Here is a 15,478-nt window from a genome sequence, read left to right on the forward strand (position 1 = left end):
TGCGCCCCCCGCCTGGACGCCAGGCGCCCACCGGGCGGACGGGAAACCACCGGGCCCCCGTCCGCCCCCCGGCAACGGAGCCAAGCCCCCAATCACCTGTCAGCCGCCGGTTACGGCGGTCCAGCCACCCACGGGCAACAGGCGTCGCCACCGACCATCTCTACCAGGATCCGGCAACGAGACCCCAGACACCCACCGAACCGATGCCGCACAAGCCGCCTTGACGCCCGCTGCCCACTCACCCGAAAGCCCGGTGACAAGCGACAGCGCCCCTCCCCCTTCCCGTAGGAGCGCCTTTTTCTTTGCGACCGAAGGGAGCCAGCGCTCCCGCACGCACCCACGCCGAAATGGCCCCACCGGAGCGCTGACCCGCCTGGGGGGTGCGGGCACAGTGATTCGGCTGCGGTGCCGACGCCGAAGGCGATCAGGGCCGCGCCTGCGATGCGCTTTGCGGGTGACGCGTGGGCGGCGGCCCAGGCGAGGGAACCGGGGTGGCGGCGCCCGGGGCGGTGGCGCTGCCGACGCGATGGCCGCCCCGCAGGCAGTTGCGGAGGACGAGGAGGACGTCCGGGCCCGGGGCGATGGCCAGGAGGAGGGAGAAGAGCGCGAAGGTGAGTACGGCTGTGGTCACGACGGCTGCTGGAGTTCGCCGGACTTGATGGCGCGTATGAAGGTGCCGAGAACGGCGGGTGCGGCGGTCAGGATGATCGTGGGGTCCTCACTCTCGCGGAGGTGGATGCGGCGGCCGTCGGGGGATGCGGCCACTTCGACGCAATTGTTGTCGGCACTCGGACGGCCCCGTCCACTTCCGGATGTGCCACCGGGACGGGAGCCTGCGGCTCGGGGTGTCGGACAACAGCCCGGAACCGCCCGCGTACGTGCCGCTGACGGATGACGCCGAAGGCGGACGCGGCCTGCATCTGGTGAACGGCCTGGCGGAGGACTGGGGTTACTGCGTGCTGGGGGAGGAGGTGTTCGGCCTGGCGGGAAAGCTGGTATGGGCGGACATCCCGGCGGCGGCGGGGAGCCCTCTGTGTGTGTGAGTCACCGGGATGCCGAGTCCGATGTGCGGCGCATCGCGGCGCAGCTCGCGCACGAGCTGCGCGAGACGTTCGCCGCGCAGGGATACGCGCTCGACGTGATGGCGGCGCCGCCGATGGGAGGGCGGGCGTATGTCGAGTTCGCGCCGTTGAACGAGGACATGGTCAGGCGGCTGATCGACGGGCTGAGGCGAGGGCCGACGACGTGACAGTGACGGCGGCCTCGCCTCGGTCCGTCGATCAGCTGAGGGTGGACGCGGCTGCGGAGAGGATTGCCCGCGCCTGGGCGATGATGGCGAGCCGGTTCTGTACGAAGACCGGGTCGGTGACCGTGCCTGTGGCCGGATCCGTATTGTCGTCGGCGAATTGCAGGACCGGGGTGTGGACATGGCCGCCGGGGACGTGGAGCCCTGTCCGGTCCCGGAGCAGTGTGGCGCGGTAGGCGATCTCGTTCGACAGGTAGTTGCCGCCCCCGCCGCTGCGGGCGGCGGAGCCGTCGGTCGGACCGTCGTCCCGGACGATGGGATCCGTAGCGCCCGCCGGGATCTCGGTGACCGAGGTGTGGTCGTACACCGGGAAGGGGCCGGTGCCGGTGCCGAGGACAGTGCCGTACGGGAGGGTGGTGAGCGTCCACTGGGGGCCCGGAGGGTCGGCCACCGGGATCTGGCCGGTAACCGAGAGGTTCTCGTTGTCGGGGTAGCCGCCGCGCCAGGCGCCGTTGAAGCGTTCGAGGTCGAAGCGGCCGACCCGGCCCTGTGCCGCTTTGCGGCACGCCCGCCCACAACGCCGCCTAGAAGACGCCGAAGGCGTACACCGTGCTCGTACGGTACGTCTGGCCCGGCCGGAGCACAGTGGACGGGAAGGCGGGGCGGTTGGGGGAGTCGGGGAAGTGCTGGGTCTCGAAGGCGAAGCCGGCACCCTGGCGGTAGCCGCTGCCGTCGAGGAAGTTGCCGGTGTAGAGCTGGACGCCGGGCTCCGTCGTGGAGACGGTCAGGGTCCGCCCCGACGTCCCGTCGGTGAAGCGGGCGATGGGCTCGGGGGCGGCTGTGATGCCCTTGTCGAGGACGAAGTTGTGGTCGATCCCATGGGCGTTCAGCAACTGCTGGCTGTCGCGGATGTCATGGCCGAGGGCCTTGCCGGCGCGGAAGTCGAAGGGGGTGCCGTCCACCGGGGCGAGCTCTCCGGTGGGGATGAGGTCGGCGTCGACCGGGGTGTAGCGGGAGGCGGCGAGTCGGAGCTCGTGGTCGTGGACGGCGGCGCCGGAGGCGGCGCCGGTGAGGTTGAAGTAGGTGTGCTGGGTGAAGTTGGCGAGGGTGGGCTTGTCGGTTGTGGCCGCGTAGTCGATGCGCCATTGGGCGTCGCGGGTGAGGATGTAGTCAACCTTGACGGTGAGCCGGCCCGGGTAGCCCTGCTCGCCGTCCTCGCTGACGTACCGGAGCGTGAGGCCGGTGTCCTCGCCCTTCGCGTAGGGCTCGATGTCCCAGACGCGCTTGTCGAAGCCCCGGTCGCCGCCGTGCAGGCTGTTCGGGCCGTTGTTCACCGGGAGTTGGTACGTCATCCCGTCCAGGGTGAATCTGCCGTCGGCGATGCGGTTGCCGTAGCGGCCGATGAGGGCTCCGAAGTAGGTCGTGCCGGCGACGTACCGTTCGATGGAGTCGTAGCCCAGCGCGATGTTCGCGGACCGGCCGTGGCGGTCGGGGACCTCCAGAGACTGCACGGTGCCGCCGTAGGACAGCGCCTTGAGGACGAGCGGGCCGCATGAGACGGTCCAGACGTCGACCCCGGTGCCGTCGGCGAGGGTGCCGAAGTGCGCCTTGCTGATGATGACCGTCCTCCGCATCTTCTTCATGTCATGACTCGGGGGCCACGGCATCAGCCGCAGCCCCCGGGTGACAGGCGTGTGTCAGGAACCGACCTTGCGCTTGTTGTAGACGTCGAAGCCTACGGCAGCCAGGAGCACGAGGCCCTTGATGACCTGCTGCCAGTCGCTGCCGACACCGAGGATGGACATGCCGTTGTTGAGCACGCCCAGCACGAGGCCACCGATGATGGCGCCGAGGACGGTGCCGACGCCGCCGCTGGCGGAGGCTCCGCCGATGAACGCGGCGGAGATCGCCTCGAGCTCGAAGTTGATGCCGGCGCTGGGGGTGCCGGAGTTGAGGCGGGCGGCGACGATGAGACCGGCGAGGGCGGAGAGGAGGCCCATGTTGACGAAGATAAGGAAGGTGACGCGCTTGTTCTTGACGCCGGAGAGCTTGGCCGCCGCCTGGTTGCCGCCGAGGGCGTAGACATGCCGTCCGATGACGGTGTTGCGCATCACGAAGCCGAAGATGATCAGCAGCGCGGCCAGGATGAGCAGCACGATCGGGAAGCCCTGGTAGCTGGCGAGCAGCATGGTGAAGACGCTGATGGTGGCAACGATCGCCGCGCACTTCACCAGGAAGAGGCCGAACGGCAGGACGTCGAGGTCGTAGTTCGCCTGCTGGCGCCTGTTGCGGAACTCCTGGAACAGGATGAAGACGATCAGTGCCAGGCCCAGGAGAAGTGTCAGGTTGTGGTAGTTGGTGTTCGGTCCCACCGCGGGCAGGAAGCCGCTGCTGATCTTGGTGAAGCCGTCCGGGAACGGCGCCAGGGACTGCCCCTGGAGCAGGATCTGGGTGGCACCGCGGAAGACCAGCATGCCCGCGAGGGTGACGATGAAGGCCGGGACCCCGATATAGGCGATCCAGAAGCCCTGCCAGGCCCCGGACGCGGCGCCGATGATCAGCGAGACGACCAGGGCGAGCGGCCATGGCCAGTGGTGATTGATCATCAGTACGGCGGCGACGGCCCCGACGAAGGCCGCCAGCGAACCGACGGACAGGTCGATGTGCCCAGCGATGATGACGATCATCATCCCGATCGCCAGGATCAGGATGTAGCCGTTCTGGCTGATCAGGTTGGTGACGTTAAGCGGTTCGAGAAGGGTGCCGCCGGTCCATATCTGGAACAGGACGACGATCACGGCGAGCGCGACGATCATGCCGTACTGGCGTACGTTGTTGCGCATCGCCTGCATCAGCACACCGGCTATTGAGGTGCCGCTGCCGTTTCCGTCCGCCGGGGGGCCGGCCACCGTGTCTTCTGTGTCGGTCTTGACCGGGCTGCTCATGCTCCCGCCCCTGCTTCCTCGTGGTTCGGCCTGTCCATGGTCATATGGCGCATCAGTAGTTCCTGTGTCGCGTCCTGCCGGGTGATCTCGCCGGTCAGCCGGCCGGCGGACATGGTGTAGATGCGGTCGCACATCCCGAGCAGTTCCGGAAGCTCGGAGGAGATGAAGACGACCGCCTTGCCCTCGGCGGCGAGCTTGTTGATGACGGTGTAGATCTCGTACTTGGCCCCGATGTCGATGCCGCGGGTCGGCTCGTCGAGGATGAGGATCTCAGGTTCGGAGAAGATCCACTTGCTCAGCACGACCTTCTGCTGGTTGCCGCCGCTGAGCTTGCCGACCCCCTCGAAGACAGTGGGGGCCTTGATGTTCATGCTCTTGCGGAAGCTTTCCGCGACCTTCGACTCCTCGTGCGCGTTGATGACGCCGCGCCGGGTGACCTTTTCCAGGGCCGCGAGCGAGATGTTGCGGTTGATGTTGTCGATGAGGTTGAGGCCGTAGTGCTTGCGGTCCTCGGTGACATACGCGATGCCGTGGCCGATCGCCTCCGGCACCGTACGGGTGCGGATCTCCTGGCCGTCCTTGACCACCTTGCCGCTGATGTTCCGCCCGTACGAGCGTCCGAAGACGCTCATCGCCAGCTCGGTGCGTCCGGCACCCATCAGTCCGGCGAGGCCGACGATCTCGCCCCGCCGCACATTGACCGACACCCCGTCGACGACCTTGCGCTGCTGGTCGATCGGGTGATGGACGGTCCAGTCCTCGACGGAGAGCGCGACGTCACCGGCGTTCTCGCCGGTGTACGGCTCCCGCTCCGGGAAGCGGTGTTCGAGGTCCCGGCCGACCATGCCGCGGATGATCCGGTCCTCGTTCAGCTCGCCACCGCTGACCTTCAGCGTCTCGATCGTCTTCCCGTCACGCAGGATGGTGACCGAGTCGGCGACCCGGGTTATCTCGTTGAGTTTGTGGGAAATGATGATGCAGGAGATCCCGTGTTCCTTGAACTCAAGAATAAGGTCCAGGAGTTTGGCGCTGTCCTCGTCGTTGAGCGCCGCGGTGGGCTCGTCGAGGATGAGGAGCTTGACCTCCTTGGACAGCGCCTTGGCGATTTCCACCAACTGCTGCTTGCCGACACCGATGTCAACCACTCGGGTGGTCGGCAGGTCGGGCAGGCCGACGCGCTTGAGCAGCGCCTTGGCGTGAGTGAGGGTCTCGTTCCAGCTGATGACGCCCCGGTGGGACTTCTCGTTCCCGAGGAAGATGTTCTCGGCGATGGAGAGATAGGGCACCAGGGCAAGTTCCTGGTGGATGATAACAATGCCGCGGCTCTCGCTCGCGGTGGTGTCCTTGAACTCACAGGGCTCGCCCTCGAAGAGGATGTCCCCTTCGTAGGAGCCATGCGGGTAGACACCGCTGAGGACCTTCATCAGTGTCGACTTGCCGGCGCCGTTCTCGCCGCAGATGGCGTGGACCTCGCCCTGTGCCACGGAGAGCGTGACGTCGGACAGTGCCTTGACCCCGGGGAAGGTCTTGCTGATCGAGCGCATTTCGAGGACGGGCCTGTCCAGAGCACGGTCGTCCATGAGTACTCCTTCGCACGGATCCACTGGCTTCAGCCAGCGGGGGGATGCGATCCCTCAACTTGTTGGCGCGGAGCGTGATTGCTCCGCTACTATCAGTGTTGTACCGTTAGGTGCCGGTCAGGGCTTGCCCGTCATGAGGTCGCCACGGCGGCCAAGTGAGAAGCCGCCTCCCTCGCGAGGAGGAGGAGTCACGGTGCTGCATCCGTTCTTCGGTCGGCACGGAAGTTGGAAGGCGCAGGCATGGCCGACGGCGGACGTCAGGTTGTCCGCCGCCGGCCCCGCCGGCCGGATGGGGCAGGAGCTACTTCAGGTCGCTGTCCTTGTAGTAGCCACCGCCGACGAGGACCTTCTCATAGTTGGTCTTGTCGACCAGGACCGGCGGCAGCAGGTAGGTCGGAACGACCTTCTTGCCGTTGTTGTACTGCTTGGTGTCGTTCACCTCGGGCTTGCCACCGGTGAGCAGGGCGTTGGTCATCTGGACCGCGACCTTGGCAAGCTTGCGGGTGTCCTTGTAGATCGTCGAGGTCTGCTCACCCGCGATGATCGACTTCACCGACGGCACCTCGGCGTCCTGCCCGGTGATGACGGGCAGCGGCTTGGAGCCCTTGCCGTAGCCGACGCCCTTGAGCGAGGAGATGATGCCGATCGAGATGCCGTCGTACGGCGAGAGCACCGCGTCGACCTTCTTCGAGGTGTAGTGCGCGCTCAGCAGGTCGTCCATGCGCTTCTGTGCGGTGGCGCCGTCCCAGCGCGCGGTGGTGACCTGGTCGAGCTTGGTCTGGCCGCTGAGCACCTTCAGCTTGCCCGACGTGATGTACGGCTGCAGGACGCTCATCGCGCCGTTGAAGAAGTACTTGGTGTTGTTGTCATCGGACGAACCGGCGAACAGCTCGATGTTGAAGGGGCCCTTGCCGCTCTTCAGCCCCAGCTTGTCGACGATGTAGCCGCCCTGGAGCTCACCGACCTTGGCGTTGTCGAAGGTGGCGTAGTAGTCGACATTCGGGGTGCCGAGAATCAGCCGGTCGTAGGAGATGACCGGGATCTTCGAGGTGGCCGCCTGAGCGAGGACGCTCGTCATGGTCGTGCCGTCGATGGCGGCGACGACGAGCGCCTTGTCACCCTTGGTGATCATGTTCTGGATCTGCGACACCTGCTGGCTGGTGTCGTTGTCCGCGTACTGCAGGTCCGCCTTGTAGCCAAGCGCCTTGAACTGCTTGACCATGTTGGCGCCGTCGGCGATCCACCGGGCGGAGACCTTGGTCGGCATGGAGATGCCAATAGTGGCGCCCTTGTTGCTGCTTCCACTGCTGTCGGACTTGCTGCTGCTCTGTCCGCAGGCGGTGGCGGTGGCGCCCAGGCCGAGGACGGCTATGAGGGCGGTGGTGGCGCGCAGGCGGGCGGCTCTTGGGCGGGACATTCGGTGATCAGATCCTTTCAGGGGTAAAGCTCAGTACTGCGTCAGTTGGGTCAAGGGGGAATCGATTAAGCGGCCCTGGCAGCCGGGCACCGAGTGGCGACAGACCGCCGTCCGCGCCGAGCCGGCCAAGCAGGTCGAGTACGAGACGACCGCGCCGGACCCTCTCCAGGGCCGTTGCCAGGGTTACGTCGCGCAGGTGCCGACCGTAAGGGTAGATGGCGGGAGCCTTGCTCAGTCCGAACTTCAGATAGATCGGGGCACCACGCCGTATCAGCTCGGCCGCATCGTACATGCGTACGAAGCCGCCCAGGTCGTCGGGTGCCTCGACGTAGAAGTCGATCGGAGCACGGCTGGTACGCCGGATTTCCGTGATCTGCTGGAGAGTTAGGTCGGAGGGGATGTTGATGGAATCCGCGCCGAGCCGCTCCCATACCCCATAGGCAGCCGGGTTCACCGGGCCCACCAGGGCGGATACCTTGAAAGTGGTGTCGGACGGCAGCACACCTTGCTGACGTAGGCCATGCAGCAGCCACAACACCCCTTCATCGGCGACGAGTAGGCAGCGTACGCCGAGCGCGGTAGCCCGGAGGGCGTCTTCTACGCATCCTGCAACCTGATCGTGACCACGGGCGCGCAGGCCGCCGCCGCCGGAGAGCGTGCGGGTCGCGGCGCCGATGTCCCAGGTGCCGCGCGGCCCTGTGAACAGGCAGAGTTCGATGTCCCGTTCTGCGGCGGCCTGGACCATTTCGGTGATCTCGGCGTCGGTGAGCATCCAGATGCCGCTGCCCTGACTGATCCGGTGGACGGGCACCGCAAGGCGTTCGCTCTCCTCCAGGACGGCCTGAAGCGCCTCAGGGCCCTCCACGGAGGGGATCTCGGTGCGCCAGGTGCCGCCGTCGGGGAAGGAGTGCGGGGAGGCGTCGGCCGGGTCGTCCGCGGGGGCGGCGTGACCGAGCAGCGCGAGGGCGTACTCGCCCGGGCGGCGGGGGCCGTTGGCGGCTTGGGGATCCTGCGGATGGTGAGGGGCAGACACGGTGCTCCTTGGTCCTTTGGTCGATATCTCGGACGACGTTCGTGGCGGTATGTGCGGGTGGGATCCCCGGGGGAGGGCGCGCAACCAACGGGCTCCACCCGGGTCTAGGGCCGCAGCAGGACCTTGCCGACCTTCGGGTCCCGGCTCGCCAGCAGGTCGAGGGCGGTGGAGTACTCGGCGAGCGGCAGCTCGTGCGTGATCAGCGGGGCCGGGGCCAGGATCCCGGCGTTGAACGCCCTTACGGTGTGCGCCCAGGCGGCCGGCGGCGCACCGAACACAGTGTGCACGGTCAGCTGGCGGACGACCAGGTCGGTCGGGTCCAGACCCTGCGCCGTGCCGTCGGCCGGGATACCGGTGAGGGCGAGCCGGCCGCCCCGGCGGAGCAGGGCGGCGGAGGTCTGGGCGGCGGAGGGGGAGCCGGCGGTCTCGACGACCAGGTCGAAGTCGGCTTCCGGGAGATCGTCGGTGGTACGGAAGTTGGTCGCGCCGAACTGCCGGGACAGCTCTTCCCGGTCCCGGCGGGAGCCGACGACCAGCAGCTCGGCCGGGGAACCGGCGGCCAGGAACTGCACGGCCAGCATCCCGAGCGTGCCGGTGCCGACGACCGCGACCCGCTCGCCCGGCAGGGCGGGGGCCTTCAACAGCGCGGCGGCGATACAGGCTGCGGGCTCCAGGAGGGCGGCGTCGCGCAGGTCGGCCGCGTCGTCCAGGACGTGCAACAGGCGTGCGGGGAGGGTCAGATGGTCGGCGAAGGCGCCAGGCTGGGTGAAGCCGGTCTCCTCGTACGGTGCCGCGCACAGGGTCGTCTCCCCGGCATGACAACGATCGCACACCTGGCAGTTGCGGAAGCCCTCGCCGACGACCTTCCGGCCGACGAGGCCGGCCGGTACCCCGGCGCCGACCGCTTCGACCGTGCCGGACCACTCGTGGCCGGGGGTCACCGGGTAGCGGACATAGCCCTCGGGCCGGGTGCCCTGGTAGACCTCGCGGTCGCTGCCGCAGATGCCGGAGGCGAAGACCCGGATCCGGGCCTGGCCAGGGCCGGGTTCGGGTTCGGCCGGGTCGGTGCCGATGATGCGGTGGTGGCCGGGGCCGTCGAGGACGATGGCGCTCACGGTTGCTCCGTTCTTGTGCGGGGGCGGGGGCGGGTGGACGGCAGCGTTGTTCCCCAGGCCCGGCCCTTCCCGAAACCAGGGGCTGAGCCCCTGGACCCCGGCCATGTGCGGGCCGGTGGTCGGGTTGTGCCCACCCTCCCCCAGCTACCTTCCCCAGTCTTCGGCCGGGAGGTGCCCCCAGGAGGTGCCACCGTCTCGCTCCGCTCGGCCCTGCGGAACGCCTGCCCACAACTCTTGCGGAATGCCTGCCCACAACTCCGGGTCACTGGGCTGCCTTCGGCTGGCGTCGCTCCCAGCCTTCGGCCCAGAGATCGAAGCGGGCCTGCTGCTGGGGGAATTCGGCGGCGGCGTCGGTGTCGAGCTCGACGCCGAGGCCGGGTGCGTCGGAGAGGTCGAAGTAACCGTCGACCACCTGGGGAGCGCCCTTTACGACCCTCTTGATCTCGGAGTCGGCGAAATCGTTGAAATGCTCAAGGATCTTGAAGTTCGGGGTGCTGAAAGCGAGTTGCAGGCTCGCCGCCGTGAGCACCGAGCCACCCACATTGTGCGGGGCGATCAGCACATAGTGCGTCTCGGCGGTGGCCGCGAGCTTGCGGGTCTCGCCGATGCCGCCGATGTGGCCCACGTCGGGCTGGATGATGTCGGCGGCCTGGAGCTCGAAGAGCTCACGGAACTCGTAGCGGTCGTGGATCCGTTCGCCGGTGGCGATGGGCAGATCGGTGTGGGCGGCGACCTTGGAGAGCGCCTTGAGGTTCTCCGGCGGCACCGGCTCCTCCAGCCAGGAGGGCTTGAAGGGCTCCAGCTCCTTGGCGACGCGGATGGCGGTGGCGGGGCTGAAGCGGCCGTGCATCTCGACCAGCAGTTCGGCGTCGGGGCCGATGGCGTCCCGTACGGCCTCGATGAGGGAGATGGAGTAGTTGGTCGCGGCGTGGTCCAGCTCGAAGTGGCCGGTGCCGAAGGGGTCGATTTTCAGGGCGCGGTAGCCGCGCTCGACGACCTTGGTGGCGGCCTTGTGGTAGGCCTCAGGGGTGCGTTCGGTGGTGTACCAGCCGTTGGCGTACGCCTTGATCCGGTTATGGACCTTGCCGCCGAGCAGCTGCCAGACGGGGACACCGAGGGCCTTGCCCTTGATGTCCCAGCAGGCCATCTCGACGACCGCGATCCCGGACATGACGATCTCGCCGGCCCGCCCGTAGTCGCCGTACTTCATCCGCTTGACGAGATCCTCGATCGCGAAGGGGTCGGACCCGGTGATGTGGTTGGCCGCCGCTTCGCGCAGATAGCCGAGGAGCGCGTCGGTGTGGCCGAGCATCCGGGTCTCGCCGACGCCGGTGATGCCCTCGTCGGTGTGGACCTGGACGTAGGTGAGGTTGCGCCATGGGGTGCCGACCACATGGGTGGAGATGCCGGTAATACGCACGGAGGCTGACCCTCTCACATCGTTCGTTCGGTATTTCGTCGCCCGTTCGAAATGCTGAAGGGAACGTATTCACGCAGCCCGGGGGTGTCAATGCTTGTTGCCCCGAGGTGCTGACGGAGTTACGAAAGTGTCGCCATGCTCCGCCATGCGAAATGCCGTACGACGTCCGAGATTTCGAACCATACTTCGAGTTGAGGAGCAAAACATGGCGTAAAGGGACGTATCTTTGCGAAGTGCGGTCAGCCGCAGCCGGGTGCGGATCGAGACCCCGGAAGGTCTCGGTGCCGCGAACGGGGCGGCCACCGACCGCAAGTCACCCCCACACCCCACTACGGAATCGACCCCGTTCACCCGAACGAGTCCCCCCAGCGCCAATGGACCGGGCGACACGATCACACACCCCGATACCAGCACACTCACTCAAGGGAACTCGTACACACGCATTCGTACTCAACGGCCAACAACTCACTACCCCTTGTGCAAAGCACCGCGGCCCGGACCCCTGGTCCAGCACACCTTCCCGCCCTACTCCGTCACCGTGCTGGAGGTGATCGCCCGGTAGACGATCCGGGCGAGCTGCGCCTGTCCCTGGGCACTGGGATGGAACCAGTCCCAGGCGCTCAGCTCGCCCATCGTGAAGCTGTAGTCGAAGACCGCCCCGCCGTCGTACCGGCACTTCGCGTACTGGCCGCACACGTCCTTCAGCACCGCGTTGTACGCCACCACCTGGTCCCGCACCGCGTTCCGCCGCGCATCCGCCGCCGCGCTCGCCGAAACCGGGTCGGCCAGCATCGACTGGCAGATCCCGAGCTTCCACACTTCCCGGCCCAGCGGATTCTCCCGGCCCACCGACCACAGCCGCTTCAGATCCGGCACGCTCGCCACCAGCACCTGCGCCTTGGGCAGCCTGCGGTGCAGCACCGCCATCGCGTCCTCGAACTCGCGCCGGTAGTCCGTCACCGGCGTCATGGCGGCGACCGACTGCCGGCACGCGTCATTGGCGCCCATCAGGATTGTCACCTGTTCGGGCTGTTTCGCGACCGCCTGCTCCACCTGCGCCGTCAGGCCCGACATCCGGGCACCGCTCTCGGCCAGATTCCAGCTGTCCGCCGGATTGGCCAGCAGTCGCGACGCCACGCTGTCCACGCTCGTGCTGCTGCCGGTCGCCCATGACACGTCCGGGCAGTCCTTCAGCACCCCGCAGGCGTCGAAACCCCGGGTGATCGAATCGCCCAGCGCCGCGAGCGACGCCGGGCGGGTGTCCCACTTCGGAGTGGGCTTCGCCGAGGGCGAAGGCTTGGCGGCCGCTTCCTTCGCGGCCGCCTTGGCCTGCGAGGGCTGGCCTCCGCCGAAGCAGCCGGCCAGCGAGGCCGCTGCGGACAGGGCGACGGCGGTACCGGCCAGCCGGCGTCGGAGAGAATCGCGCATCCAACAATCCTCTCCGACGAGCGGGTGAGATCGGATCGATCCCGACAGTACGTCACTCGTCAGAAGACGCGGCGCGGTAGCTTTTCCCTGACAGCCCCGCGAAGAGAGGCCGGTGGTTGATCGAAGTGGTTAATGGTGCAGAATGTCCATTGCTGTCCCGGATGGCACCAATATGGGCGTGAGGCCGCTGGGGAAGGCGAACCTCGTCCCACACTGGAGGTCCCGGTGACGACACGTGGAGTTCTTTACGTGCACTCCGCGCCGCGCGCGCTGTGCCCACACGTAGAGTGGGCCGTCGCGGGCGTCCTTGGCGTGCGCGTCAGCCTCGACTGGATCCGCCAACCCGCCTCGCCCGGCACCTGGCGCGCCGAGTTCTCCTGGCAGGGCCAGGTCGGCACCGCGTCCAGACTCGCCTCGGCGCTGCGTGGCTGGCACCTGCTCCGGTTCGAGGTCACCGCTGAGCCATGCGCCACCGCCGAGGGCGAGCGGTACAGCTCTACCCCGGAACTCGGCATCTTCCACGCCGTCACCGGCATGCACGGCGACATCCTCATCCCCGAGGACCGGCTCCGTGCCGCCCTGGCCCGCGCCCGCAAGGGTGAGGCCGACCTGGAGGCCGAGGTGGCCAAGCTGCTCGGCAAACCCTGGGACGACGAGCTGGAGCCCTTCCGGTACGCGGGAGAGGGCGCCCCCGTCCGCTGGCTCCACCAGGTCGTCTGACTCCGAGGGCAGCGCTGCCGGGCCGCTCGCCCGCAAAAGGGAGGCAGGGCGGGAAGGCGTCCGACAGAGTGGCGAGGTAGCGTGAATCCATGGCTGAAACGACATCCGTAGCGGTGCTCGGTACTGGCATCATGGGCGCCGCCATGGCGCGCAATCTCGCCAAGGCCGGTCTCGACGTCCGCGCCTGGAACCGCACCCGCGCCAAAGCCGAACCCCTCGCCGCAGACGGCGTCCGCGTCGTCGACACGCCCGCTGAGGCCGTCCGCGACGCCAAAGTCGTACTGACGATCCTCTACGACGGCCCGGCCGTCCTGGAGACCATGCGCGACGCCGCCCCGGGGCTGCGCCCGGGCGCCGTCTGGGCCCAGGCCACCACTGCCGGGCTGGACGCCATCGGCCCCCTCGCCGACTTCGCGCGCCAGCACGATCTGATCTTCCTCGACTCGCCCGTCCTCGGCACCCGGCAGCCCGCCGAGAATGGTCAGTTGGTCATCCTGGCCGCCGGGCCGGAAGAGGCCCGCGCCGCCGTGGCCCCGGTCTTCGACGCCATCGGCAGCCGCACCAACTGGGTCGCCGACGACGGCAGCACCGGCGCCGCCACCCGCCTCAAGCTGGTCTGCAACAGCTGGGTCCTGGTCCTGACCCATGGCACCGCCGAGGCCGTGGCCCTCGCCAAGGGACTCGGGGTCGACTTCCAGGCCTTCCTGGACGCCATTGACGGCGGCCCCCTCGACAACGCCTACATGCGCGCCAAGTCCGCCGCGATCCTGAGCGGCAACCTGGAGCCGAGCTTCTCGGTCAAGACGGCCGAGAAGGACGCCCGCCTCATCGTCTCGGCCGGAGAATCGGTCGGCGTACGGCTCGACGTGGCCGCCGCGGGCGCCGAACGGTTCCGCCGGGCGGTGGAGAAGGGGCACGGCGACGAGGACATGGCGGCGACGTACTTCGCCAGCTTCGACGACTGACGGCTGGGCCCCGGCCGACCGGAGGAGGCGGCGCGGTCCGGCTGTGCCGCACCGCGCCGCAGGTGAAAGGCTGACCGCAGGTCAGCCGGACCCGGGGAACAGGTCGGTGAAGACCGACGCCGTATCGCTCCCGCTGTGGCCGAAGGGCGAGTCGAAGTCCCAGATCAGGAAGAGCAGGAAGGCGATCAGCGCGCTGTAGAGCCCCGCCAGCAGCAATTCGCGCCCCGAGCGGCGGATCTGCAGGGTGAAGATCAACCCGATCGCCACCAGGGCGCCGCCGATCAGCCCGAACCACACCACTCCCGGCATGGTCGCCCCGGCGTTCTGGCCGCGGGCATTGCGGGCGTCGTCGGCGATGGCGACCTGGTCGACCAGCGGCTGGTACGACTGTGCTTCGTGGTCGTTGGCCGGCACATACCCGGTGACATCGGCCCGCACCTTCTCGAGCAGGGCGGTACCGCGATCGGTGAGGTCGCCGTGCTTGATCATGTGCGGCCATTCCTTGATGACCACATAGTGCGTGTACGTGGTGATGTCGGCGCGGATCCGGTCCCTTACCGCCGCCGGATAGACCTGCGACCGCTCGCTCACCTCATGCAGAGCCTGGGCCTCGCGGCGTACGTCGTCCTGGGCGGCGCCGCGTGCCTCCCAGACGCCCGCGATGGCGAGGCCGAGCACGATCGCGTAGACCACCCCGATCATCATGGTCATGTACTCGATGACGTCGGGCGTCTCCGAGGGGTCGTCGTCAGCGCCCACCCGGCGCTGGTTGAGCACCGTGACGGTGAGGACGACCGCGCAGGCCGCCACCATGGCGAGGGTGAGAACGAGCCATTCCGACAAAGGAACCTCCAGTGGGCCAGTGGGCGAGGGGAGTTCATCACCGACGCCGCTGGCCGCCGCTCGAGCCGCGCGGGCGCAGAGCGGCGGCGGCGAGGATGGCCGGAGCCATGATCGTCAGGGTCAGGGTGACCAGCGAGGTGCCGCCGGCGCGCTTCTTGGCGAGGGTTTTGGCATAGGTCCGGGGGTACGCCGGACGCGGCGGGGCCGGGGCCCGGTGGGTCGGTGACGGGGGCGGGGTGCTCGGTGGGGCCGGTGGCGGCGCGACCGGTCGTACGGCGCGCTGCCGGACGGGTGGCTTGGGAGCCGGCTTGGGCTTGGGTGCCGGCCGGGGCGGTGGTACCGGCTTCGGAGGCGGCTTGGGAGCCGGAGACGGCGTAGGCGTGGGCGTTGGCGTGGGTGTCGGCGTGGGTGTCGGCGTGGGTGTCGGCGTCGGTGTCGGCGTCGGTGTGGGCGTCGGCGGGCACGTCCAGGTCCAGGGCCACAGCCACAGCCATGGCAGCCGTACCTCCACCTCCACCTGCACTCCGTGCACCTGCACTGCGACGCCCGTGCCGTCGTCAGGCCTGTCGCGCGCTGCCGCTGTCCCCGCCGAGCACAGCACCGCCACCATCGCTGCGACGGTCCCAGCCCGGCACGCCCGCAGCCCTCCCGTGAGCCATCGATTCACGACAAACAGACTGCGCCGGTCAGGGCCCCTTCATTTGCCGGAATGAGTAGATTCCCCCAATCGGATGATTTTCAAGCGAAACACTGATGTATCCGTTTA

Annotated in this window: 15 protein-coding genes and 2 pseudogenes; 4 read left to right on the top strand and 13 right to left on the bottom strand. The window is 68.2% G+C overall.

The features are described 5' to 3' along the window. Window positions 1-424: 424 nt before the first annotated feature. Together FCI23_RS04270 and FCI23_RS59250 are read right to left on the bottom strand one after the other, a co-directional pair. Complete coding sequence (locus FCI23_RS04270) at window positions 425-631, bottom strand: hypothetical protein (RefSeq protein WP_211265199.1); 207 nt, start codon at window positions 629-631, stop codon at window positions 425-427. Further along, window positions 628-774: pseudogene (locus FCI23_RS59250) on the bottom strand (DUF397 domain-containing protein); the annotation flags it as partial. The gene FCI23_RS04270 and the pseudogene FCI23_RS59250, both read right to left, overlap by 4 nt. Between FCI23_RS59250 and FCI23_RS59255 the strand changes: the two are divergent. Beyond that, window positions 756-1,043, top strand: a complete 288-nt coding sequence (locus FCI23_RS59255) for an ATP-binding protein (protein ID WP_407645930.1) — start codon at window positions 756-758, stop codon at window positions 1,041-1,043. The pseudogene FCI23_RS59250 and the gene FCI23_RS59255 sit on opposite strands and share 19 nt — an antisense overlap. After that, window positions 1,040-1,249 carry a hypothetical protein gene (locus tag FCI23_RS04280; RefSeq protein ID WP_136722091.1) on the top strand — a complete coding sequence of 70 codons (210 nt, stop codon included), beginning with the start codon at window positions 1,040-1,042 and terminating at the stop codon, window positions 1,247-1,249. The genes FCI23_RS59255 and FCI23_RS04280 overlap by 4 nt, the downstream gene beginning before the upstream one ends. Window positions 1,250-1,280: 31 nt before the next feature. On the opposite strand, the pseudogene FCI23_RS04285 reads toward FCI23_RS04280, so the two are convergent. The 9 genes and pseudogenes from FCI23_RS04285 to FCI23_RS04325 all read right to left on the bottom strand — a co-directional run. Further along, a pseudogene (locus FCI23_RS04285) lies at window positions 1,281-1,799 on the bottom strand (pyroglutamyl peptidase); the annotation flags it as partial. Between the two features lie 31 nt (window positions 1,800-1,830). After that, window positions 1,831-2,889, bottom strand: coding sequence for an aldose epimerase family protein (locus tag FCI23_RS04290; protein ID WP_246143314.1), 1,059 nt, complete (start codon window positions 2,887-2,889; stop codon window positions 1,831-1,833). Between the two features lie 54 nt (window positions 2,890-2,943). After that, entirely contained in the window at window positions 2,944-4,191 is a 1,248-nt protein-coding gene (mmsB, locus tag FCI23_RS04295) for a multiple monosaccharide ABC transporter permease (protein ID WP_136722093.1), read from the bottom strand. After that, on the bottom strand, window positions 4,188-5,756 hold the full coding sequence (gene mmsA / locus FCI23_RS04300; protein WP_136722285.1) for a multiple monosaccharide ABC transporter ATP-binding protein: 1,569 nt from the start codon (window positions 5,754-5,756) through the stop codon (window positions 4,188-4,190). Before mmsA ends, mmsB begins: the two co-directional genes overlap by 4 nt. Before the next feature lie 316 nt (window positions 5,757-6,072). Then, a complete protein-coding gene (gene chvE, locus FCI23_RS04305; protein ID WP_136722094.1) occupies window positions 6,073-7,188 on the bottom strand; it encodes a multiple monosaccharide ABC transporter substrate-binding protein in 1,116 nt (371 codons plus the stop codon). Window positions 7,189-7,195: 7 nt separating this feature from the next. Further along, complete coding sequence (locus FCI23_RS04310) at window positions 7,196-8,221, bottom strand: hypothetical protein (protein ID WP_136722095.1); 1,026 nt, start codon at window positions 8,219-8,221, stop codon at window positions 7,196-7,198. 104 nt (window positions 8,222-8,325) lie between these two features. Next, on the bottom strand, window positions 8,326-9,336 hold the full coding sequence (locus FCI23_RS04315) for a zinc-dependent alcohol dehydrogenase (RefSeq protein ID WP_246143315.1): 1,011 nt from the start codon (window positions 9,334-9,336) through the stop codon (window positions 8,326-8,328). A 262-nt stretch (window positions 9,337-9,598) separates the two neighbouring features. After that, window positions 9,599-10,756: a mandelate racemase/muconate lactonizing enzyme family protein gene (locus FCI23_RS04320; RefSeq protein WP_136722097.1), complete on the bottom strand. Its 1,158-nt coding sequence runs from the start codon at window positions 10,754-10,756 to the stop codon at window positions 9,599-9,601. 525 nt (window positions 10,757-11,281) lie between these two features. Beyond that, a complete protein-coding gene (locus FCI23_RS04325; protein ID WP_211265200.1) occupies window positions 11,282-12,184 on the bottom strand; it encodes an SGNH/GDSL hydrolase family protein in 903 nt (300 codons plus the stop codon). Window positions 12,185-12,409: 225 nt separating this feature from the next. On the opposite strand from FCI23_RS04325, the gene FCI23_RS04330 reads away from it, so the two are divergent. Together FCI23_RS04330 and FCI23_RS04335 are read left to right on the top strand one after the other, a co-directional pair. Then, window positions 12,410-12,904: a DUF3145 domain-containing protein gene (locus FCI23_RS04330; RefSeq protein WP_136722098.1), complete on the top strand. Its 495-nt coding sequence runs from the start codon at window positions 12,410-12,412 to the stop codon at window positions 12,902-12,904. An 89-nt stretch (window positions 12,905-12,993) separates the two neighbouring features. After that, on the top strand, window positions 12,994-13,869 hold the full coding sequence (locus tag FCI23_RS04335) for an NAD(P)-dependent oxidoreductase (protein ID WP_136722099.1): 876 nt from the start codon (window positions 12,994-12,996) through the stop codon (window positions 13,867-13,869). 81 nt (window positions 13,870-13,950) lie between these two features. Here FCI23_RS04335 and FCI23_RS04340 read toward each other — a convergent pair whose 3' ends face one another. Together FCI23_RS04340 and FCI23_RS58135 are read right to left on the bottom strand one after the other, a co-directional pair. Then, window positions 13,951-14,712 carry a bestrophin-like domain gene (locus FCI23_RS04340; protein WP_136722100.1) on the bottom strand — a complete coding sequence of 254 codons (762 nt, stop codon included), beginning with the start codon at window positions 14,710-14,712 and terminating at the stop codon, window positions 13,951-13,953. A 37-nt stretch (window positions 14,713-14,749) separates the two neighbouring features. After that, window positions 14,750-15,322 carry a hypothetical protein gene (locus FCI23_RS58135; protein WP_211265201.1) on the bottom strand — a complete coding sequence of 191 codons (573 nt, stop codon included), beginning with the start codon at window positions 15,320-15,322 and terminating at the stop codon, window positions 14,750-14,752. Between the last annotated feature and the right edge of the window lie 156 nt (window positions 15,323-15,478).

Origin of the sequence: Actinacidiphila oryziradicis, assembly GCF_005047355.1 — a bacterium.
Classification (GTDB): Bacteria; Actinomycetota; Actinomycetes; order Streptomycetales; family Streptomycetaceae; genus Actinacidiphila; species Actinacidiphila oryziradicis.

Coding starts and splice junctions, on each gene's coding strand:
- FCI23_RS59255 (WP_407645930.1), top strand. CDS start 756: ATGCGGCCACTTCGACGCAATTGTTGTCGGCACTCGGACGGCCCCGTC.
- FCI23_RS04290 (WP_246143314.1), bottom strand. CDS start 2,889: ATGAAGAAGATGCGGAGGACGGTCATCATCAGCAAGGCGCACTTCGGC.
- mmsB (WP_136722093.1), bottom strand. CDS start 4,191: ATGAGCAGCCCGGTCAAGACCGACACAGAAGACACGGTGGCCGGCCCC.
- chvE (WP_136722094.1), bottom strand. CDS start 7,188: ATGTCCCGCCCAAGAGCCGCCCGCCTGCGCGCCACCACCGCCCTCATA.
- FCI23_RS04325 (WP_211265200.1), bottom strand. CDS start 12,184: ATGCGCGATTCTCTCCGACGCCGGCTGGCCGGTACCGCCGTCGCCCTG.
- FCI23_RS04335 (WP_136722099.1), top strand. CDS start 12,994: ATGGCTGAAACGACATCCGTAGCGGTGCTCGGTACTGGCATCATGGGC.
- FCI23_RS58135 (WP_211265201.1), bottom strand. CDS start 15,322: ATGGTGGCGGTGCTGTGCTCGGCGGGGACAGCGGCAGCGCGCGACAGG.